Source organism: Kosakonia pseudosacchari (genome assembly GCF_015167415.1).
GTDB lineage: Bacteria > Pseudomonadota > Gammaproteobacteria > Enterobacterales > Enterobacteriaceae > Kosakonia > Kosakonia pseudosacchari.
Map to the genome: position 1 here is coordinate 3,903,910 of NZ_CP063425.1, position 20,585 is coordinate 3,924,494.

22 protein-coding genes and 2 tRNA genes are annotated in these 20,585 nt (G+C 55.7%); 6 read left to right on the plus strand and 18 right to left on the minus strand.

Annotated elements, in window-relative coordinates; translation table 11 throughout:
* Window positions 1-112: 112 nt before the first annotated feature.
* From IP581_RS18450 to cysG, 11 genes are all read right to left on the minus strand, one after another.
* Window positions 113-739 (minus strand): protein-L-isoaspartate(D-aspartate) O-methyltransferase, encoded by a 627-nt coding sequence (locus tag IP581_RS18450; RefSeq protein ID WP_086873621.1) that lies wholly within the window; start codon window positions 737-739, stop codon window positions 113-115.
* Window positions 733-1,494 carry a 5'/3'-nucleotidase SurE gene (gene surE, locus IP581_RS18455; RefSeq protein WP_193821087.1) on the minus strand — a complete coding sequence of 254 codons (762 nt, stop codon included), beginning with the start codon at window positions 1,492-1,494 and terminating at the stop codon, window positions 733-735. The genes IP581_RS18450 and surE overlap by 7 nt, the downstream gene beginning before the upstream one ends.
* Window positions 1,475-2,524 carry a tRNA pseudouridine(13) synthase TruD gene (gene truD, locus IP581_RS18460; RefSeq protein WP_193821088.1) on the minus strand — a complete coding sequence of 350 codons (1,050 nt, stop codon included), beginning with the start codon at window positions 2,522-2,524 and terminating at the stop codon, window positions 1,475-1,477. The genes surE and truD overlap by 20 nt, the downstream gene beginning before the upstream one ends.
* Entirely contained in the window at window positions 2,521-3,000 is a 480-nt protein-coding gene (gene ispF, locus IP581_RS18465; RefSeq protein WP_017457714.1) for a 2-C-methyl-D-erythritol 2,4-cyclodiphosphate synthase, read from the minus strand. Before ispF ends, truD begins: the two co-directional genes overlap by 4 nt.
* Window positions 3,000-3,710, minus strand: a complete 711-nt coding sequence (gene ispD, locus IP581_RS18470) for a 2-C-methyl-D-erythritol 4-phosphate cytidylyltransferase (RefSeq protein ID WP_193821089.1) — start codon at window positions 3,708-3,710, stop codon at window positions 3,000-3,002. The genes ispF and ispD overlap by 1 nt, the downstream gene beginning before the upstream one ends.
* Before the next feature lie 19 nt (window positions 3,711-3,729).
* The gene (gene ftsB / locus IP581_RS18475; RefSeq protein WP_193821090.1) at window positions 3,730-4,059 is read right to left on the minus strand and encodes a cell division protein FtsB; all 330 of its coding nucleotides are present in this window, start codon (window positions 4,057-4,059) and stop codon (window positions 3,730-3,732) included.
* A gap of 161 nt (window positions 4,060-4,220) precedes the next feature.
* Complete coding sequence (locus tag IP581_RS18480) at window positions 4,221-4,550, minus strand: DUF3561 family protein (protein ID WP_086873616.1); 330 nt, start codon at window positions 4,548-4,550, stop codon at window positions 4,221-4,223.
* Window positions 4,551-4,660: 110 nt separating this feature from the next.
* The gene (gene cysC / locus IP581_RS18485) at window positions 4,661-5,266 is read right to left on the minus strand and encodes an adenylyl-sulfate kinase (RefSeq protein ID WP_193821091.1); all 606 of its coding nucleotides are present in this window, start codon (window positions 5,264-5,266) and stop codon (window positions 4,661-4,663) included.
* Complete coding sequence (gene cysN, locus IP581_RS18490) at window positions 5,266-6,693, minus strand: sulfate adenylyltransferase subunit CysN (protein WP_086873614.1); 1,428 nt, start codon at window positions 6,691-6,693, stop codon at window positions 5,266-5,268. The genes cysC and cysN overlap by 1 nt, the downstream gene beginning before the upstream one ends.
* Before the next feature lie 9 nt (window positions 6,694-6,702).
* Window positions 6,703-7,611, minus strand: coding sequence for a sulfate adenylyltransferase subunit CysD (cysD, locus tag IP581_RS18495; RefSeq protein ID WP_007370382.1), 909 nt, complete (start codon window positions 7,609-7,611; stop codon window positions 6,703-6,705).
* Between the two features lie 9 nt (window positions 7,612-7,620).
* Window positions 7,621-9,036: a siroheme synthase CysG gene (gene cysG, locus IP581_RS18500; protein ID WP_193822722.1), complete on the minus strand. Its 1,416-nt coding sequence runs from the start codon at window positions 9,034-9,036 to the stop codon at window positions 7,621-7,623.
* A 236-nt stretch (window positions 9,037-9,272) separates the two neighbouring features.
* Here cysG and IP581_RS18505 point away from each other — a divergent pair, with 236 nt between their 5' ends.
* Window positions 9,273-10,307: an aminopeptidase gene (locus IP581_RS18505; protein ID WP_086873863.1), complete on the plus strand. Its 1,035-nt coding sequence runs from the start codon at window positions 9,273-9,275 to the stop codon at window positions 10,305-10,307.
* 115 nt (window positions 10,308-10,422) lie between these two features.
* Here IP581_RS18505 and rlmM read toward each other — a convergent pair whose 3' ends face one another.
* From rlmM to IP581_RS18525, 4 genes are all read right to left on the minus strand, one after another.
* The gene (gene rlmM / locus IP581_RS18510; RefSeq protein WP_086873613.1) at window positions 10,423-11,523 is read right to left on the minus strand and encodes a 23S rRNA (cytidine(2498)-2'-O)-methyltransferase RlmM; all 1,101 of its coding nucleotides are present in this window, start codon (window positions 11,521-11,523) and stop codon (window positions 10,423-10,425) included.
* A complete protein-coding gene (locus tag IP581_RS18515; protein WP_020455036.1) occupies window positions 11,516-11,911 on the minus strand; it encodes a DUF423 domain-containing protein in 396 nt (131 codons plus the stop codon). The genes rlmM and IP581_RS18515 overlap by 8 nt, the downstream gene beginning before the upstream one ends.
* Window positions 11,912-11,952: 41 nt before the next feature.
* Complete coding sequence (gene gcvA, locus IP581_RS18520; protein ID WP_017457703.1) at window positions 11,953-12,867, minus strand: glycine cleavage system transcriptional regulator GcvA; 915 nt, start codon at window positions 12,865-12,867, stop codon at window positions 11,953-11,955.
* A gap of 351 nt (window positions 12,868-13,218) precedes the next feature.
* Entirely contained in the window at window positions 13,219-13,446 is a 228-nt protein-coding gene (locus IP581_RS18525; RefSeq protein WP_020455037.1) for a YgdI/YgdR family lipoprotein, read from the minus strand.
* Between the two features lie 192 nt (window positions 13,447-13,638).
* On the opposite strand from IP581_RS18525, the gene csdA reads away from it, so the two are divergent.
* Window positions 13,639-14,847 (plus strand): cysteine desulfurase CsdA, encoded by a 1,209-nt coding sequence (gene csdA, locus IP581_RS18530; RefSeq protein WP_193821092.1) that lies wholly within the window; start codon window positions 13,639-13,641, stop codon window positions 14,845-14,847.
* Window positions 14,844-15,293 carry a cysteine desulfurase sulfur acceptor subunit CsdE gene (gene csdE / locus IP581_RS18535; protein ID WP_193821093.1) on the plus strand — a complete coding sequence of 150 codons (450 nt, stop codon included), beginning with the start codon at window positions 14,844-14,846 and terminating at the stop codon, window positions 15,291-15,293. Before csdA ends, csdE begins: the two co-directional genes overlap by 4 nt.
* Here csdE and tcdA read toward each other — a convergent pair.
* Both tcdA and mltA read right to left on the minus strand, forming a co-directional pair.
* Window positions 15,278-16,090 (minus strand): tRNA cyclic N6-threonylcarbamoyladenosine(37) synthase TcdA, encoded by an 813-nt coding sequence (gene tcdA / locus IP581_RS18540; RefSeq protein ID WP_086873610.1) that lies wholly within the window; start codon window positions 16,088-16,090, stop codon window positions 15,278-15,280. The two genes, csdE and tcdA, sit on opposite strands and share 16 nt — an antisense overlap.
* Before the next feature lie 67 nt (window positions 16,091-16,157).
* Complete coding sequence (mltA, locus tag IP581_RS18545; RefSeq protein WP_086873609.1) at window positions 16,158-17,264, minus strand: murein transglycosylase A; 1,107 nt, start codon at window positions 17,262-17,264, stop codon at window positions 16,158-16,160.
* A gap of 206 nt (window positions 17,265-17,470) precedes the next feature.
* On the opposite strand from mltA, the gene IP581_RS18550 reads away from it, so the two are divergent.
* Together IP581_RS18550 and IP581_RS18555 are read left to right on the plus strand one after the other, a co-directional pair.
* A tRNA-Met gene (locus tag IP581_RS18550) sits at window positions 17,471-17,547 on the plus strand.
* Between the two features lie 51 nt (window positions 17,548-17,598).
* Window positions 17,599-17,675 (plus strand) — tRNA-Met (locus IP581_RS18555).
* 78 nt (window positions 17,676-17,753) lie between these two features.
* Here the strand turns inward: IP581_RS18555 and amiC are convergent.
* Window positions 17,754-19,007 carry an N-acetylmuramoyl-L-alanine amidase AmiC gene (gene amiC, locus IP581_RS18560; RefSeq protein WP_017457697.1) on the minus strand — a complete coding sequence of 418 codons (1,254 nt, stop codon included), beginning with the start codon at window positions 19,005-19,007 and terminating at the stop codon, window positions 17,754-17,756.
* Window positions 19,008-19,233: 226 nt separating this feature from the next.
* On the opposite strand from amiC, the gene argA reads away from it, so the two are divergent.
* A complete protein-coding gene (argA, locus tag IP581_RS18565; RefSeq protein WP_086873608.1) occupies window positions 19,234-20,565 on the plus strand; it encodes an amino-acid N-acetyltransferase in 1,332 nt (443 codons plus the stop codon).
* The last annotated feature ends 20 nt before the right edge of the window (window positions 20,566-20,585 follow it).

Genomic DNA, 20,585 nt, shown 5'->3' on the forward strand with positions numbered 1-20,585 from the left:
TCCCCCAACAATATGTAAATTACCAATGACTTAAAGATAACCGCGAACGTTTACGGCAAATGTGCTCACCATACGCTGTTATTGCCTGAAAAACCCAGGAAAACTCTGTTTCTCAGGCCAGTTCGCCTTTCACCAGCGGAACAAAGCGTACGGCTTCAACGGTATCGATAATGAATTCGCTTCCCCGCCGACGAACCCGCTTTAAATGCTGGAGTTCATCGCCCACGGGCAAAACGAGAATACCGCCGTCATCAAGCTGCGACATCAGCGCAGCCGGGATTTCCGGCGGTGCAGCGGTCACGATAATGGCGTCAAACGGCGCACGAGCCTGCCACCCCTGCCAGCCATCGCCATGACGAGTAGAAACATTATGTAAATCAAGCTGCTTCAGGCGGCGACGCGCCTGCCATTGCAACCCTTTGATGCGTTCAACCGAGCAAACATGTTGCACCAGGCGCGCCAGAATGGCGGTCTGATACCCCGAACCGGTGCCAATTTCCAGCACCCGCGAGGCCGGCGTCAACTCCAGCAGCTCGGTCATTCGCGCCACCATATAGGGTTGAGAAATGGTTTGCCCTTGACCAATAGGTAACGCGACGTTATCCCACGCTTTGTGTTCAAACGCCTCGTCGATGAATTTCTCGCGCGGCACTTGTGACAACGCCTCAAGCACCTGCTCGTTTTTAATGCCCTGCGCGCGTAATTGATTGAGAAGATCCTGTACGCGTTTGCTTACCATTGCCTGTTCACCCCGGCACGATCCAACCAACCCGACACCACATCATGCGCGCTGTAAGCGGTTAAATCCACATGCAGCGGCGTCACGGAAACATAGCCTTCATCAATGGCGGCGAAATCGGTATCCGGCCCGGCATCGCATTTCTCGCCGGGCGGGCCAATCCAGTACAGCGTGTTACCGCGCGGATCTTGCTGTGGAATCACCTGATCCGCTGGATGGCGGCTGCCACAACGCGTCACGCGAATGCCTTTGATCTCATCCAGCGGCAGATCCGGGACGTTTATATTCAAAATACGTCCGGTTCGCAGAGGTTCGCGACTTAACGCGCGTAAGAGAGAACAGGTGACCGCTGCGGCGGTGTCATAATGCGTATGCCCGTTAAGCGACACCGCCAGCGCCGGGAATCCCAGGTGGCGCCCCTCCATCGCGGCGGCAACCGTACCGGAGTAGATAACATCATCGCCAAGGTTCGGCCCGGCATTAATACCAGACACCACCACATCCGGGCGCGGGCGCATCAGCGCATTCACGCCCAGGTAAACGCAATCGGTCGGCGTGCCCATCTGGACGGCGATATCGCCGTTTTCAAAGGTAAAAGTACGAAGCGAGGATTCAAGCGTCAGCGAATTAGACGCGCCGCTGCGGTTACGATCGGGAGCGACGACCTGAACGTCGGCAAACTCTCGAAGAGCCTTTGCCAGCGTCTGGATACCCGGCGCGTGGATCCCGTCATCGTTACTCAGCAATATTCGCATAATCACCCGATGTGTTAATAAGTTCCCTGACGACACTGGTAGCAAAACTGCCCGCCGGAAGCCAGAACCGTAATTCGACGGTGACGTCATCCCACCAGTTCCAGCTTAATTTTTGCGGGTAGAGCAGCATCGCGCGGCGCGCGGCTTCGACTTTCTCCCGCACCAGCAGCGCCTGTAGCTCAGGCGCATCAGCAACCGCCTGTTGTTCAAACGCCAGCGCGTCACGCTGTGTGCCCCACTCACCGCAGCCTGGCAGCGATGCGGTAATCATCAGCGTTTTCGCCTCAACGCGCGTTTGCAGTTCCGCCTGCTCTTCACGGGTTGCCACAAACCAGCTGCCGCGCCCCGCTAATTGTAGCGCATCGCCGTCAACAACTTGATTAAAGTCTGTTTTTTTCAATCGCGTGCTGACGATTTGATTAAACAACGCGCTGCGCGCTGCCGACAACCAAAAACTGCGCTTGTTACGATCGCGCACCGGTGCATCGCTCTGCGCCCAGCGAAGCGCGCCTTGCAGGTTGCTGCCGCCGATGCCAAAGCGCTGAGCGCCGAAATAATTCGGTACACCTTTCTGTGCGATGGCCTGCAAACGCGCCTCAACATCCGCACAGTCGCTGATTTCGCGCAGCACCAGCGTAAACGCATTGCCCTGCAGCGCACCGAGGCGCAGCTTGCGCTTGTGGCGGGCGTACTCCAGCACTTTGCAGCCTTCCAGCTGAAATGCGCTGAGATCGGGCATCGCATTACCCGGCACGCGGGCACACAGCCACTGCTCAGTGACAGCGTGTTTATCTTTTTGCCCGGCGAAGCTCACTTCACGCGCATGGATTTTAAGGAATTTTGCCAGCGCATCAGCCACAAAACGCGTATTGCAGCCATTTTTCAGGATGCGCACCAGAATATGTTCGCCTTCGCCATCAGGTTCAAAGCCAAGATCTTCCACCACCACGAAATCTTCCGGATTGGCTTTCAGAACGCCGCTTGCCACCGGTTTGCCGTGCAAAAATGTCAGGTTATCAAAATCTGTCATTTCGCCGCCTTCACCAGCAGCGCCACCGCTTCACAAGCGATACCTTCGCCACGGCCGGTAAAGCCGAGTTTCTCGGTGGTGGTGGCTTTGACGTTGACATCATCCATATGGCAACCGAGATCTTCAGCGATAAACACGCGCATCTGCGGAATATGTGGCAGCATTTTCGGTGCCTGGGCGATGATAGTGACATCGACGTTGCCAAGCGTGTAGCCTTTCGCCTGAATGCGCCGCCAGGCTTCACGCAGCAGCTCGCGGCTGTCTGCGCCTTTGAACGCCGGATCGGTGTCCGGGAACAATTTACCAATATCGCCCAGCGCCGCCGCGCCCAGCAGCGCGTCGGTCAACGCATGCAGCGCGACATCACCATCGGAGTGAGCCAGCAGGCCTTTTTCGAAGGGAATGCGCACACCACCAATGATAATCGGGCCAACGCCTCCAAAGGCGTGTACGTCAAAACCGTGTCCAATGCGCATTATGCTTTCTCCTGGAGGTCTGCATGGGTCAAGTAGAATTCTGCGAGTCGTAAATCTTCGGGTCGGGTGACTTTAATGTTATCCGCGCGTCCGGCGACCAGCTCCGGGTGAAAACCACAATACTCCAGCGCTGAAGCTTCATCAGTAATTACAGCGCCTTCGTTCAGCGCGCGGGTCAGGCAGTCGTGCAACAGCGGCAGCGGGAAAAACTGCGGCGTTAGCGCATGCCATAAATCGTTGCGCTCAACGGTATGAGCAATCGCGGTCTTACCGGGTTCGGCGCGCTTCATGGTGTCACGCACCGGGGCAGCAAGAATCCCGCCCACGCGGCTGGTTTCACTCAGCGCAAGCAGGCGGTTCAAATCATCCTGATGCAGACAAGGCCGCGCGGCATCATGCACCAGCACCCACTGCGCACCCGAGGCGGCCTTCAAGCCCGCCAGTACGGAATCCGCGCGCTCTGCGCCACCGTTCACCACGGTGATTTGCGGATGGCTGGCAAGGGGTAACTGCGCGAAACGTTCATCGCCTGGGCTGACCGCAATAATCACGCGGCTAACGCGCGGATGGGCGAGCAACGCGGCGACCGCGTGCTCAAGAATGGTTTTATCACCGATGGAGAGATACTGCTTAGGACATTCCGTTTGCATGCGGCGGCCAAATCCGGCGGCCGGCACCACGGCACAGACGTCCGGGATCATTGCTGACATGTCGTGAGTCCGGGATTATTTAAGGTCTGTTCTGCGTATTTTGTGTATTTTGCGCTGAGCCCGACGCGCGCTTTGAGGCGTCCGGCACCAGACGATAAAATGTTTCGCCCGGCCTGGTCATCGTTAATTCGTTGCGAGCGCGTTCCTCAATCGCTTCCTGACCGCCATTGAGATCGTCAATTTCGGCGAAAAGCTGATCGTTACGCGATTTTAATTTGGCGTTTGTCGCCTGCTGTGCCGCCACATCTTCGCTGACGCGGCCGTAATCATGCAGACCATTCTTGCCGAACCACAGCGAATACTGTAGCCAGACCAGCAAAGCCAGCAATAGCAGCGTTAGTTTACCCATCCTGCCCCCTGAAAAACGGCATCATCATCCCATAACTTTTCGTCAGACTCCACTCCAGCCGGGTGATGCCGCGCAAGCGCCAGACTTTACCATAAATGTCTGTCGATCCGTAGCCGGACACATTGCCTTAATGAGCGTTACGGTTTGACGTAGGGATTGCGTTAACCCATCAGCCACATAAACAGCACGCCGAACATCGCGATCACCGTCAACAGTGTCGCCACACTGCTGTAAAGCAGCTTGCCATCGAGGAGCGAATGCAGCGCAATGCCGACCACGACGGATACGGGCATCAGGGCGAGAAAAAAAGGCCAGGTGTAGAGAAAGAAAAACAGCGTATTGGAACCGTAAATCATGAACGGGATGCCGAGCGCCAGCAGCCATGCGACAAAGCCCACAACCGCTCCAGGGAACGACCATGTAGTGGCTTCATCGGTGGTGGTCGTCATCGACTGCGACCGTGGAATGGTGATGTTCTGACTGTTGCGCATATCTGATCCTGTTGCCTGTACGACCGGTAACGGAAATACACACCATCATTCAGGCGGCGCAGACATCAACGCCGGAAAACCTGAAGATGGCGTGTATCACCAGTACCGTCTCAGGATCTGATAATATCGCCCTGCCGGAGGAGGTCTAATAATTGGCTGACCAAATTTGTTACCAATTGTTCGCCGTCCAGATGCACTTCCGGCGATTGCGGCGCTTCGTAAACCGAATCGATGCCGGTGAAGTTGCGAAGTTCACCCGCACGCGCTTTCTTATACAACCCCTTAGGATCGCGCGCTTCACAGATAGCCAGCGGCGTATCAACAAACACCTCGATAAACCGCCCTTCTCCCAGGCGGTCGCGCACCATTTGCCGCTCGGCGCGGTGCGGCGAAATAAAGGCGGTGAGCACGACCAGCCCGGCTTCAACCATCAATTTAGCCACTTCGCCCACGCGACGGATATTCTCTTTGCGATCGGCGTCGCTAAAGCCTAAATCGCTGCACAAACCATGGCGCACATTGTCGCCATCCAGCAAATAAGTGCTAACGCCCGCACGGTGCAGCGCCTCTTCCAGCGCCCCCGCGACGGTCGATTTTCCCGAGCCGGAAAGGCCGGTAAACCACAACACAACTCCACGGTGACCGTGGAGTTGCTCGCGCGCTGCAGGCGTCACCGGGTGCGCGTGCCAGACGACATTTTCGTCATGCTGCGCCATTACTTGCCTCCCAGCAGATCGCGCGCGCCCCAGTGCGGGAAATGCTTACGAATCAGCTGATTCAGTTCCAGTTCGAATGCGCTGAACTCGGATGTGCTGGCCTGCTGCTGGATATGAACCTCACGTACCATCCCTGCGCCAACGGTCACGTTACTCAGGCGATCGATAAAGATAATGCCGCCGGTGACCGGGTTCTGTTGATAAGCATCCAGCGTCAGCGGTTCGTCAAACGTCAGATCCACCAGGCCTATGCCATTCAGCGGCAAGGTTTCGACCTGGCGTTGCGTCAGGTTATTGATGTCCACCTGATAGTGGATACCATCAACGCGGGCGCGCGTTTTTTTGCCGGCCACTTTGATGTCATAGCTCTGACCCGGTTGCAGTGGCTGTTCCGCCATCCACACGACATCGAGCGATGCGCTCTGTACGGCAGGCAGCGTCTCTTGCGCATCCAGAATCAAGTCGCCACGGCTGATATCGATCTCATCTTTCAGTACCAGCGTAATCGCTTCACCAGCCCCCGCCTCCTGTAAATCGCCATCAAATGTGACGATACGGGCAATGGACGACTCCACGCCGGACGGCAGCACTTTGATACGCTGGCCGACTTTCACCACGCCGGAGGCGAGCGTACCGGAGAAACCACGGAAATCGAGGTTTGGACGGTTAACGTACTGCACCGGGAAGCGCATTGGTTGCGTATCCACCACGCGCTGGATTTCTACGGTTTCCAGCACTTCCAGCAGTGTCGGGCCGCTATACCACGGCATTTTCTCGCTCTGGCTGGCAACGTTATCCCCTTCCAGCGCCGAAAGCGGTACAAAGCGGATATCGAGATTGCCCGGTAGTTGTCCGGCAAAGGTGAGGTAATCCTGACGAATGTTGTCGAACGTCTCTTCGCTGAAATCCACCAGGTCCATTTTGTTCACCGCCACCACCAGATGTTTGATACCCAGCAAGGTAGAGATAAAGCTGTGGCGGCGAGTCTGATCCAGCACGCCTTTGCGCGCATCGATCAACAAAATCGCCAGATCGCAGGTCGAGGCGCCGGTCGCCATATTTCGGGTGTACTGCTCATGCCCCGGCGTATCGGCGATGATAAATTTGCGCTTCTCCGTGGAGAAATAGCGGTACGCCACATCAATGGTAATGCCCTGCTCGCGCTCCGCTTGCAGGCCATCCACCAGCAGCGCCAGATCGAGCTTTTCACCCTGGGTGCCGTGACGTTTACTGTCGTTGTGCAGCGTAGAGAGCTGATCTTCGTAGATCTGACGGGTATCGTGCAGCAGACGACCAATCAGTGTACTTTTGCCGTCATCGACGCTGCCGCAGGTTAAAAAGCGCAGCAGGCTTTTATGCTGCTGGGCATGCAGATACGCTTCGACGCCGCCTTCATTGGCAATCTGTTGTGCAATCGTGGTGTTCATGGCGGCTCCTTAGAAGTATCCCTGACGTTTTTTCAGCTCCATGGAGCCGGCCTGGTCGCGGTCGATCACGCGCCCCTGACGTTCACTGGTGGTGGAAACCAGCATCTCTTCAATAATTTCCGGCAGCGTCTGTGCGCTCGACTCCACCGCGCCAGTCAACGGCCAGCAGCCAAGTGTGCGGAAACGCACCATCCGCTGCTCAATCACTTCGCCCGGCTGCAGATCGATACGGTCATCGTCGATCATCATCAGCATGCCGTCGCGCTCCAGCACCGGGCGTTCCGCCGCCAGGTAGAGCGGCACGATTTCAATATTTTCCAGGAAGATATACTGCCAGATATCCAGCTCGGTCCAGTTAGAGAGCGGGAACACGCGAATACTTTCGCCTTTGTTGATCTGGCCGTTGTAGTTATGCCACAGCTCCGGGCGCTGGTTTTTCGGATCCCAGCGGTGAAAACGGTCGCGGAAGGAGTAAATGCGCTCTTTGGCGCGCGATTTCTCTTCGTCACGGCGCGCGCCGCCAAAGGCCGCGTCAAAACCGTATTTATTCAGCGCCTGCTTCAGCCCTTCGGTTTTCATGATATCGGTGTGTTTGGCGCTGCCGTGTACGAACGGGTTAATGCCCATCGCCACCCCTTCCGGGTTTTTATGCACCAGCAGCTCACAGCCATAGGCCTTTGCAGTGCGATCACGGAATTCGTACATCTCACGGAATTTCCAGCCGGTATCCACATGCAGCAGCGGGAACGGCAGCGTACCTGGGTAGAAGGCTTTGCGTGCCAGATGCAGCATCACGCTGGAATCTTTGCCGATGGAGTACATCATCACCGGGTTGGAAAATTCGGCGGCCACTTCGCGGATAATATGGATGCTTTCCGCCTCCAGTTGTCGCAGATGAGTGAGTCGTTTTTGATCCATAACCATTCCTTAAGCCAGATTAATCACGGAGGCGTCGAACGCGTCCGTCGCTGTCGTATGCCGGAACCAGGCGAGTTCGCGATGTAGCCCAACCACCTCGCCCACCACCAGCAGGGCAGGCATCGGGGCGGCTTTCGCCAGTTCCTCAAGTTGTTCTAATGTGCCGGTAGCGACGTGCTGATCCGCACGCGTACCGCGGGAAATCACCGCCACTGGCGTGGTTTTGTCCCGCCCATGGGTAATCAGTTGTTCGCTGATTTCGGCTGCCTTCATCGTGCCCATATAAATAGCCAGCGTCTGGCGGCTCTGCGCCAGTTGCGACCAGTCAAACGGCGCGCTGTCGGCTTTATAGTGGCCAGTCACAAAGGTGACGCTCTGGGCAAAATCCCGGTGCGTCAGCGGGATGCCCGCATAGGCTGTCGCACCCGATGCTGCCGTAACGCCCGGCACCACCTGGAAAGGAATGCCCGCCTCAGCCGCCGCCTGTAGCTCTTCGCCACCGCGTCCGAAGATAAACGGATCGCCGCCTTTCAGGCGCACCACCGTTTTCCCCTCACGCGCCGCGTCCACTAACATGCGGTTGGTATCATGCTGCGCGACAGCGTGCGAACCGGCACGTTTACCGACGCAGACCTTCTCTGCATCTCGCCGCACCAGTTCCAGCACCGCATCGCTCACGAGGTGGTCATAAAACACCACGTCTGCCTGCTGGATAATCTGCAAGCCCCGCAACGTCAGCAGTCCGGCATCGCCAGGCCCGGCACCAACCAGAATGATTTCACCGCCGCTTGAGCCAGGCTGCGCCAGTTCCGCTTCCAGCGCTTTTTCCGCTGCCGGTTCGTCACCCGCCGCCATCAGGCTGGCGAAACGCCCGCGAAAAGCGTTTTCCCAAAAACGACGCCGCTCGTCGGTAGTGCGGCGAAACGCTTTGATGCGCGTCCGCCAGCGCCCGGCGACCTCTGCCATGCGCCCGAGATTGCCCGGTAGCAGCGCTTCAATCTTTTCACGCAGTAACCGCGCCAGTACCGGCGCGTTACCGCCGGAAGAGATGGCCACCAGTAACGGTGAACGATCCACAATCGACGGGAAAATAAAGGAGCATAGCGGTTGGTCATCCACCACATTCACCAGCCGATGACGCGCATTAGCGGCATCGAACACCCGGCGGTTCAGCGCCGAATCGTTGGTCGCGGCAATCACCAGAAAAACCGCGTCCAGTTGCGATTCGTCAAACTCGGTAGCCAGCCAGTGAAGCGATTGCGCATCGGCAAGTTGCTGCAACTGTGGTTCCAGCCGTTTCGCCACTACTTGCACATGCGCGCCAGCGCGACGCAAAAAGGCAATCTTGCGCGCGGCGATTTCGCCGCCGCCAATCACTAAAACGGGGCGGTCTTTTACAGCAGCAAATAACGGCAGGTAATCCACAACGCGGTAACTCACTCACAGCCAGCAATAGAGGGACTATAGGGGGCGGTTTAGAACGAATGAAATTACGAATTGGAATGAGTAGTTCCGCAAAGGAATAACGCTTGTGCAAAGCAAATATCAAAAAGTGCTTAACATCAACATTTTCGGAAGGTTAAGCAGAAATGAAATTGTGTAAAGCGGGTCACAGTTTCATACTAAGCGCGGTAAAAATTCTGCTGCTTAAAGGACTCACTATGTTTTCCGCATTGCGCCTCCGTACCGCTGCCCTGGCGCTCGGCGTATGCTTTATCCTCCCGGTTTCTGCCCGGACATCTCAACCCGGCGACTTTGCTACTGAGCAGGCCCGTCACATTGCCACCCTGTTCCCGGGACGTATGACCGGCACCCCCGCTGAAATGCTCTCTGCGGATTATGTTCAGCAACAATTTGAACAAATGGGCTACCAGAGCGATATCCGTAAATTCAAAACCCGCTACCGCTATACGGCGAAAGATAACCAGCAGAACTGGCAAAACGTTACCGGCAGCACGGTGATTGCCGCGCATGAGGGCAAACTGCCGCAACAGATCATCATTATGGCGCACCTCGACACTTATGCGCCGCGCAGCGACGCGGATGTCGACAACAACCTTGGCGGTTTAACGCTGCAGGGGATCGATGATAACGCAGCGGCTGTGGGCGTAATGCTGGAGCTGGCGCAAGCGCTGAAGCAGACGCCAACGCAATACGGTATTCGTTTCGTCGCCACCAGCGGCGAAGAGGAAGGCCAGCTTGGCGCAGAGAGCTACCTTGCGCGAATGAGCGACAAAGAGCGCAAAAACACGTTACTGGTGATCAACATGAATAACCTGATCGTCGGCGACAAGCTCTACTTTAGCAGCGGGAAAAACACACCAGCTTCTGTGCGCAAACTGACGCGGGATCGGGCACTGGCTATTGCCCGCTCGCACGGTATTCAGGCGTTAAGCGCCCCGGTCACAGCCACCAAAAGCAACCATAGCGCTAATGATGCGCAAGTGTTTGATCAGGCGTCTATTCCAGTGCTGTCGGTGGAAGCGACAAACTGGTCGCTGGGCCTGAAAGACGGCAACCAGCAGCGCGCTAAATCTAAAACCTTCCCAGAAGGCGTAAGCCACCATAATGCCCGGCTGGATAACCAGCAGTATATCGACCAGGCACTACCGGGGCGCATTGAGCGCCGTAGCCGCGACGTGGTGCGCATCATGCTGCCGCTGGTGAGCGAACTGGCGAAAACCACCAAAAATTAACGCCAGCATTGCTGGCGTTATCTTGCTGATCCCCTGAACCCGCCCTGTGTGCAAAAACCGAAACAAAAAGATTTTTGCGCACGTCCGGGTTCAGAAGAAAGTGATGAACCGGCGGCTAGCGCTCGTCGCGACGCCCGCCTACCGCAGCCCACATTCTGCGCACATGCACCGTCACTTCTTCACGGTCATGATAGAGCTGACGCGCCTGAATCTGCGCGGCGACGTTATGCTCATCCAGTTGCGCCTGGATATACGCCAGGTTGTTCGACACCTCTTCGTAACGCTTTTTCATCGGCAGCTTGAGGTTGAAAATGGTTTCCCGACACCAGCCATTGGTCAGCCACTGCGCCATCAGGGCTGCAACTTTCGCCGGTTTCTCCACCATGTCACACACCATCCATGAGATGTTATTGCGGTTCGGTCGGTAGCGGAAACCATCTTCACGCAGCCAGGTCACCTGGCCGGTATCCATCAGGCTTTGCGCCATCGGGCCGTTATCCACTGACGCTACCCACATGTTGCGTTTCACCAGCTGATAGGTCCAACCGCCCGGACACGCACCGAGATCCACCGCGTACATTCCGTTTGCCAGTCGTTCGTCCCACTCATCTGCCGGAATAAAGACGTGGAATGCCTCTTCCAGTTTCAATGTTGATCGGCTTGGCGCATCGGACGGGAACTTCAGACGCGGAATGCCCATATAAAACGGTGAGTTGTTAAAGGAGTACGAATAACCGGTATAGCAACAACCCGGCGCAATAAAGAACACGTGAACCACCGGGCGCTTCGCTGAATCACTCCGCGCCAGGATGCCCGCTTCACGCAGCGCACTGCGCAACGGAACGGTAAACTTGCGACAGAACTTCATCAGCTCTTTGCTTTCGTTGGTATCGGCCACTTCGACACGCAAATCGCCGCCTTTATCCACGACGCCCTGCAACATGCCAACGATCGGCGTAATGCGATCTTCCGGCGGTAGGTCGCGCAGCAGTTCGCCAACGACAAACATCTGGCGGGCAAAAATCAGCGAACTGAACGGCAACTCGCGCGCCAGTTTGTCAGCGTCGTCTTGCTGATAGCATTCAAACACCACATAGCCCGCGTTCTCTTTCACACGCGCGAAACCGAACACCTCAAGGCGACCGGCTTTATCGGTAATTTCTGCTGCGCACTCTTTCTCAAAACCCGGGCGGCACAGCAATACCACTTTATTCATGAACAACGCCCCTACGTTTCAGACGAATTGCGCCAACTAACATTAATGCCCAGCCGATGAGAAAACAGACACCACCGACCGGCGTAACAAACGCCCACAGGCGTAAATGTGAGAGCGCCAGGCAATAAAGGCTGCCGCTAAACAACACGGTGCCGAACGCCAAAAAAACACTGCTCCAGTAAAACCAGATGCTGATGCGGCGCTGCATCGCCACCGCCAGCCCAAGCACCGCGAGCGTGTGGAACGCCTGATATTCGAGCCCGGTCTGGATCCAGCTCATCTCCACCACGCCCAAAGATTTGCGTAACACGTGCGCGCCGAAAGCCCCCAGCGCGACAAAAACAAAACCGCTTACCGCGGCAAAAATCAGCATAAAACGGCTGGTCATGTGAGTACCCTAAAAGTCATACGCGCCGTACGCGCGCGAATTTATTGTTCGTAACGGAAACGGAACTTTTCCTGTTCGCTGGCCGCTTTTGCCAGGATCCACTGACGAAAGGCGGCTATTTTACCCAGTTCTGCCTGGCTGTCATGACAAACCAGATAAAACGCATTCTTACTGACCAGAACATCATTAAACGGACAGACCAGACGGCCTGCCTCAATTTCGGACTGTGCCATTACATTGTTGGCCAGCGCGATCCCCTGTCCGTGGATAGCTGCCTGCAGCACCATCGAGCTGTGGCTGAAAATCGGTCCCTGCTGAACATTAAGATTAAGACCTAACTGGCGCGTATAAGTTTGCCAGTCGCGACGAGAAGCATCATGCAGCAAAGTGTGATGCGCCAGATCTTCAGGCTTTTTCAATGCCTTATCACCGGTGAGTAATAATGGCGAGCAGACCGGTAGCAAGTATTCCGCGTACAATTTTTCAACACGCAGTCCAGGCCAGTTGCCTCGACCGTAAAAAATCGCCACGTCGACATCGTCTGCCAGTTTGTCCTCTTCCCGGTCAACCGCCTGGATACGCACGTCAATTCCCGGATAAGCTGAGTTAAAGCTAGAAAGCCTCGGCACTAACCATTGAATGGCAAAACTGGGTAATAAACTGACCGTGAGCGCGCCTTTTGCACTGCGTGCTTGCAGTTTGCGCGTGGCCTCATTGAGCTGGGAAAATATCTCTTTGATATCCTGAAAATAACTCTGACCTTCCTCGGTAAGCAGCAGCGAACGGTTGCGTCGACGGAACAATTTCAGGCCGAGAAAATCCTCGAGAGACTTGATTTGGTGGCTTACTGCGGCCTGTGTCACAAAAAGCTCATCGGCGGCGCGAGTAAAACTCAGATGGCGGGCAGCGGCATCAAAAACACGTAATGCATTCAGTGGTGGTAATCGCTTGGACATGGTTATCAGGCTTAGATGTAAAGGCAATTTAACAAACAGGAAACAGTGTTTAACCTATTAGTTTTTTTTATCTGAGCCATTATAAATTGTCCGTTGAGCTTCTACCAGCAAATACCTATAGTGGCGGCACTTCCTGAGCCGGAACGAGAAGCTTTTTTTGGAATGCGTGTTCTGAAGGGCTTTTGGCTTACGGTTGTGATGTTGTGTTGTTGTGTTTGCAATTTGGTCTGCGATTCAGACCCCGGTAGCGACGCTACCCCTTTTTCACTTCCTGTACATTTACCCTGTCTGTCCATAGTGATTAATGTAGCACCGCAAGATTGCGGTGCTTTTTTTTACCTGAAATCAGGGTTATTTATCCAGCGCGACCATCTCTTTGACGTCGGTACGGTTGATCTGTTGCTCATTACCGTTGGCATCTTTATAAGAGATCATGCCGGTCTGATCGTCGGTTTTCGGCTTACCTTCCGAAATAATCGTACGACCATCGTTGGTGTGTAACGCATAGTTCGGGCTGGAACAGGCGCTCAGGGCAAAAGCAAAAGCACATGCAGAAATAATTGCGGCAGCCTTTTTCATCTTCTTCTCCTTCTGGCAATTAATGCTGTGAAATACTCTTCACGGAAGAGTCTCGAACGATTAACTAACACTATTCAGCATAACCTGCTTACCGGACTCTGCCAGGACAAACAGACAATTCTGATGGTTATCAACTGCCTTGCTACGACCGAAAAATTGCGCGACGATCTGCGTAATTAGATGAGGAATCGCATGAACGCATTTAACCCAGCGCACTTTCGCGCGCAGTTTCCGGCGCTTGCCGATGCGGGCGTCTATCTCGACAGCGCCGCTACCGCCCTGAAGCCGCAGGCCGTGATTGATGCCACGCAACAGTTCTACAGCCTGAGCGCTGGCAATGTGCATCGCAGCCAGTTCGCGCAGGCGCAACAGCTCACCGCCCGCTATGAAGCGGCTCGCGAACAGGTCGCCGCCCTCCTTAACGCGCCGTCCGGGAAAAATATCGTCTGGACGCGCGGCACCACAGAAGCCATCAATATGGTCGCGCAATGCTACGCCCGCCCGCGTTTGCAAGCCGGGGATGAAATCCTCGTCAGTGAAGCGGAACACCACGCGAACCTGGTACCGTGGCTGATGGTCGCGCAGCAAACCGGCGCAAAAGTGGTGAAATTACCATTGGGAGCCAACCACTTACCGGATATCGCGCAATTACCGCAGCTCATTACCCCACGTAGCCGAATTCTGGCGCTTGGGCAGATGTCCAACGTCACCGGCGGCTGCCCGGATCTGGAACGCGCCATTACCCTGGCACATGCGGCAGGCATGGTCGTGGTAGTTGACGGCGCACAAGGCGTGGTGCATTTCCCGGCGAACGTGCAGCGTCTGGATATCGACTTCTATGCTTTCTCCGGCCACAAGCTCTATGGGCCAAACGGCATCGGCGTGCTGTACGGCAAAGCGGAACTGCTCAATGAAATGACACCGTGGCTCGGCGGCGGAAAGATGATTACCGAAGTGACATTTGATGGTTTCACCACGCAACCGGTGCCGTACAAGCTGGAAGCCGGGACACCTAACGTTGCGGGGGTGATTGGTTTAAGCGCCGCGCTCGAGTGGCTGGATACGCTGGATATTGTCCAGGCGGAGAGCTACAGCCGTGGGTTAGCCACGCTTGCGGAGGAGCAACTGGCACAGCGCCCGGGTTTCCGCTCTTTCCGCTGCCAGGATTCGAGTCTGTTGGCTTTCGATTTCGACGGCATTCACCATAGCGATATGGTGACGCTCCTTGCCGGTTACGGTATTGCGCTACGTGCCGGTCAGCACTGCGCACAGCCGTTGCTGGCGGCGCTGGGAGTCAGTGGTACGCTGCGCGCTTCATTTGCTCCTTATAATACGCAACACGATGTTGATGCGCTGATCGGTGCCGTTGATCGCGCGCTCGACATTCTGGGGGATGCATGACCAGCCCAGCTTTTGCCGGACATCCGTTCGGCACGGTGGTAACCGAAGAGACACTGCGCCAGACATTTGGCGCACTGAACCAGTGGGAAGAGAAGTATCGTCAGTTAATCCTGCTTGGTAAGCAGTTACCCGCCGCAACAGATGAACTAAAAGCGCAGGCACGGGAAATTCCCGGCTGCGAAAACCGTGTCTGGCTGGGTTCCACGCTCGGCGCGGACGGGAAAATGCACTTTTTTGGCGACAGTGAAGGCCGCATCGTGCGCGGGTTGCTGGCCATCCTGCTCACCGCGGTAGAAGGCAAGCACCCGCAAGCGCTGGTGGAAAACGATCCGCTGGCGCTGTTTGATGAGCTGGGGTTACGTGGCCAGCTTAGCGCCTCGCGTAGCCAGGGGCTGGCGGCGCTGGCCGCCGCCGTGCAGGAAGCAGCCCGTCAGGCGCTGGCCTGACGTTCGGCTTTCGCCATCAGTTTTTTCAGCGCATGGGAAACCGCGATAAAGCCAAACGTCGCGGTGACCATGGTCGCCGCGCCAAAACCAGCAGCGCAATCCATGCGTTTTGGCCCTTCCGCCGTGCTTTTCATGGCACACACAGAGCCATCCGCCTGCGGATAAACCAGCGCTTCGGTGGAAAATACACAATCCACACCCAGCTTGCCTTTGCTGTTCTTGACCACGCCAAAATCGCTTTTTAACCGCTCGCGCAGTTTCGCCGCCAGCGGATCCTGAATGGTTTTCGCCAGATCGCTCACCTGGATCTGTGTCGGATCGATCTGCCCACCCGCGCCGCCGGTCGTTACCAGTGGGATCTTATTGCGCCGGCAGTAAGCAATAAGCGCCGCTTTGGGGCGCACACTGTCAATCGCGTCAATCACATAGCTGTAGTCACGGCGCATTAACTGTGCGACGTTATCGGCAGTAACAAAATCATCAACCACGGTGACCAGGCACTCCGGGTTGATCTGGCGAATACGTTCCGCCATGACTTCGGCTTTCGCCAGCCCCACATTGTCACGCAGGGCGTGGATTTGCCGGTTGGTATTGGTCACACAGACATCATCCATATCAATCAGCGTGATAGCACCAATGCCGGTGCGCGCCAGCGCTTCCGCCGCCCACGAGCCGACACCGCCAATGCCCACCACACAAATGTGCGCGTCGGCAAACCACTGCAGCGCTTTTTCACCATACAACCGCGCGGTGCCGCCAAAGCGCTGGCGCCAGGCGTCACTGATTACTGCTGACATAAACAAACCTCAAGATGAAACGAAGGACCCTCTTCCGGAACCGGAAGAGGGTGCGAGTGTAGCACACTCAGCCGCTGAACACGCCGCCGCCCGCGCCGGTACCTGGGGCGTTTTTCAACACCCATACGCGGCCATAATGGTTGTACCATCCGGCGCGGTGCCCCGCATCCGGGCCAATGCCCTGATAAATATCGAAGTGCTGGCCTTTGATTGCGCCGCCGACATCCAGCGCCACCATCAGGCGCAGCTCATATTTGCCGTTGAATTTGCCGTTGTTATCAAGCTGCGGCACTTCCGCCAGCAGCGTAGTGCCCGGCGGAATAATCGACCGGTCGGAAGCGACAGAAGCACGGCCGATCAGCGGCACCGCGCTGGCACCTTTTACCGGCGCCCAGGATTGCGGTTTAAAGAAGACGAATGAGGCGTTCTCTTCCAGCAACGCGCGCACTTCTGCTTCACTGTGTTTTTCGCCCCATTCACGAATCGCCTGCATCGACATATCTTCGCGCTTCACTTCACCACGGTCGATCAGCACCTTACCGATGCTGCGATAAGCGTGACCGTTTTTCCCGGCATAGCTGAAGAAGTTAAGCGGGCTGCCGTCGCCAAAATCGATGTAGCCGCTGCCCTGCACATCCATAATAAAGTTATCCATCAGCGAGTTGCTGTAGGCCAGCACATAGCTGTCGCTGAGCGCGCCAGCGTAAATTTCCGCGCGTGACGGCAGACGGCCGCGTTTAGGCGGCATACGGTAGATCGGGTACTGGAACTCGCCCTGGCGTGTATGGCGCGCCTGCACAACCGGCGTGTAGTAACCGGTGAACTGCACGTTGCCATAGTTATCCGTGCCTTCCATTTGCCAGGCGTCGAGGCCAAACTGGCGCAAATTACGCGTATCGCCACCGGACATCAGCCACGACTGAATCGCGTTATAGACGCCGCTCTGGCTGCCATAGAGGCGCGGTGAGGCGCTGCGAATTTGATTAACCTGCTCGGAGAAGTCTCCGGCGTTGATTGGCGCACCTACGGCGTCAGGTTGATTGACCAGGGAAAAAGGCTGGGAAAATTTTCCGTCTTTATATTGTTGACCGCGATCGGTCGGTTTTGAAGAGCAGGCCGCGAGAATTGCCACCATTGCGCCTGTGAGTGCGAACTTAACCCAACGTCCTTTCATTATCTCTCATCTTCTGATTAACCCGGAGCGGGGTGAAGATAACAAACCCCACCCGCTAATGAAATGCGCCAGCACGACTCGGCGCTAATTTAGTGCAAAAAATAAACGGATTGTATTGTTTTTACACATAATCCCGCCAATTATGCGATCCAGGCAAAAAAAAGGTTGCATCAATACGTTTGCAGAGTATAGTGCGCATCCACGGACGCGGGGTGGAGCAGCCTGGTAGCTCGTCGGGCTCATAACCCGAAGGTCGTCGGTTCAAATCCGGCCCCCGCAACCAATTAAAATGTGAAGAAAAAAGTTTACATGACGGAAGTGTAAACAAGACGGACGCGGGGTGGAGCAGCCTGGTAGCTCGTCGGGCTCATAACCCGAAGGTCGTCGGTTCAAATCCGGCCCCCGCAACCAACACAATAAACACCTTAACGGGTGTTTTTTTGTTTCTGCGGTTCGCAAAAGAAAATGGCGCTTTTCAGCGCCATTCTGTTATCCCCTTCTCGCCAGCGTCGCGCCATCTGCGAAGTAGGCTTTAATCCCTGCCAGAATCGACTCTGCCACTTCCTGCTGGAATTTCGCCGTCTTCAGCTTACGCTCCTCTTCCACGTTACTGATAAAGGCAGTTTCTACCAGAATCGACGGAATATCCGGCGCTTTCAGCACCGCGAAGCCGGCCTGCTCAACCTGATTTTTATGCAGGTTGTTGATATTGCCAAGCTTATTGAGCACTGCTTTGCCAAACTTCAGGCTGTCGTTAATGGTTAGCGACTGCACCATATCGAACATGGTGTGATCCAGATAGCGATCGCCGCTTTTGCTCACCCCGCCGATTAAGTCCGACGCGTTCTGCGTTTCCGCCAGATATTTCGCGGCGGTACTGGTCGCCCCTTTGGTCGATAGCGCAAAGACGGAAGAACCGCTCGGCTGGCGGCTGCTGAAAGCATCAGCGTGAATCGACACAAACAGGTCAGCGCGCTGTTTTTGCGCCTTGGCAACGCGCACTTTCAACGGAATAAATACATCCTCGTTGCGCGTCATATAGGCTTTCATATTGCTCTCTTTCTCGATCAGCGCATGAAGCCGACGCGCGATTTGCAGCACCACATCTTTTTCCCGGGTGCGATATTTCCCCATCGCTCCCGGATCTTCACCGCCGTGACCGGGATCGAGCATGATCACAATCGGCCTGTCACGCCCGGCTTTCCCCGGCTTCGGGCCGCTCTCTGCGGGCGGCACCTGCTGCTCAAGATCGCCTTTGTTGTACTCTTCAAGCAGCGCCAGCAGCGGGTCCTGCACATCTTTCGCATTCGCCGGGTAGAGATCCATCACCAGTCGTTCTTTAAAACCAGCCACCGGCGCCAGCGCAAACAGCTGCGGCTTTACGTCCTGTTTCAGCTCAAACACCATGCGCACGGTCTGCGGATCGAACTGCCCTACCCGCGCGGATTTGATATAAGGATCGTCGCCACGGATCTGCGCGCCCATGCCTTTTAACACGGAGTTAAGATGCACACCTTCAAGATCCACCACCAGCCGGTCGGGGTTACTCAACGCGAACTGCTTATATTTGACGACATGGTTCGATTCCACCGTCACGCGCGTATAGCTTGACGCTGGCCAGACGCGAACCGCCACCACCTGGCTGACTGCAGCCAGACCAATTTGGCTCACGCTTAATAACCACATGGCCCCCGCGCCTTTTAAAAATCTGCGGCGACTCAGCGCTGATTGACTTCCCGACATGCTTCTCCCGAGCAATTTTTATCTACGTAATAATATTCGTCAAAATTGACCGAAAACTTTAACCAATGATGCATAAACTGTCATCTATTAAAGGGTAAACATATGTCTGACTGCGGGCTGCGGCGAGGAATATTTGTTACACGACCACAAAATTTGCACTTGCACGCGACGGCAGAAAAGAATAAAAATACACAATTTACGAATAATAATGCATTGAGGACAGGCCGTGGTAAAAGAGCGTAGAACCGAACTGGTGCAGGGATTTCGCCACTCCGTTCCCTATATTAATGCCCACCGTGGCAAGACATTTGTCATTATGCTCGGCGGTGAAGCCATTGAGCATGAAAACTTTTCCAGTATTGTCAATGACATCGGCCTGCTGCACAGCCTGGGTATCCGGCTGGTGGTGGTCTACGGCGCACGTCCGCAGATTGACGCGAATCTCGCCGAACACAACCATGAGCCGATTTACCACAAACATACCCGCGTTACCGACGCGAAAACGCTTGAACTGGTTAAGCAAGCCGCCGGGTTGTTGCAACTGGACATCACCGCGCGTTTGTCGATGAGCCTCAACAATACCCCGCTGCAAGGCGCGCATATTAATGTCGTTAGCGGCAATTTTATTATCTCTCAGCCGTTGGGCGTGGATGATGGTGTCGACTACTGCCACAGCGGCCGTATCCGTCGTATTGATGAAGAGGCGATTCACCGCCAGCTTGCCAGCGGCGCGATTGTGCTGATGGGGCCGGTGGCGGTTTCGGTCACAGGCGAAAGTTTTAACCTGACCTCAGAAGAGATCGCCACGCAGCTTGCTATCAAACTGAAAGCGGAAAAGATGATCGGCTTTTGTTCATCGCAAGGCGTGATGAACGATGAGGGCGAGATTGTTTCTGAGCTATTCCCGAATGAAGCGCAGGCGCGCGTCGAGACGCTGGAAGCGCGTGGCGATTACCACTCCGGCACCGTGCGTTTCCTGCGTGGCGCCGTCAAAGCCTGCCGCAGCGGTGTGCGCCGCAGCCATTTAATCAGCTATCAGGAAGATGGCGCGCTGTTGCAGGAACTCTTCTCGCGCGACGGTATTGGTACGCAAATTGTGATGGAGAGCGCCGAGCAGATCCGCCGCGCCACTATCAACGATATCGGCGGGATCCTGGAGCTTATCCGCCCGCTGGAACAGCAAGGGATCCTGGTGCGCCGCTCGCGCGAACAACTGGAGATGGAGATCGACAAGTTCACGATTATTGAGCGCGATAATCTGACCATCGCCTGTGCGGCGCTTTATCCCTTCCCCGAAGAGAAAATCGGTGAGATGGCCTGTGTCGCGGTTCATCCCGATTACCGCAGCTCATCGCGCGGGGAAGTACTGCTGGAGCGCATTGCGGCCCAGGCAAGACAAATGGGCCTGAGCAAACTGTTTGTGCTGACCACCCGCAGTATTCACTGGTTTCAGGAGCGCGGTTTCACGCCAGTGGATATTGATTCCCTGCCGGAAACCAAAAAAGAGATGTACAACTACCAGCGCCGGTCAAAAGTGCTGATGGCCGATCTCACCTGAGCTTTCTCCCCCGCCTTGTG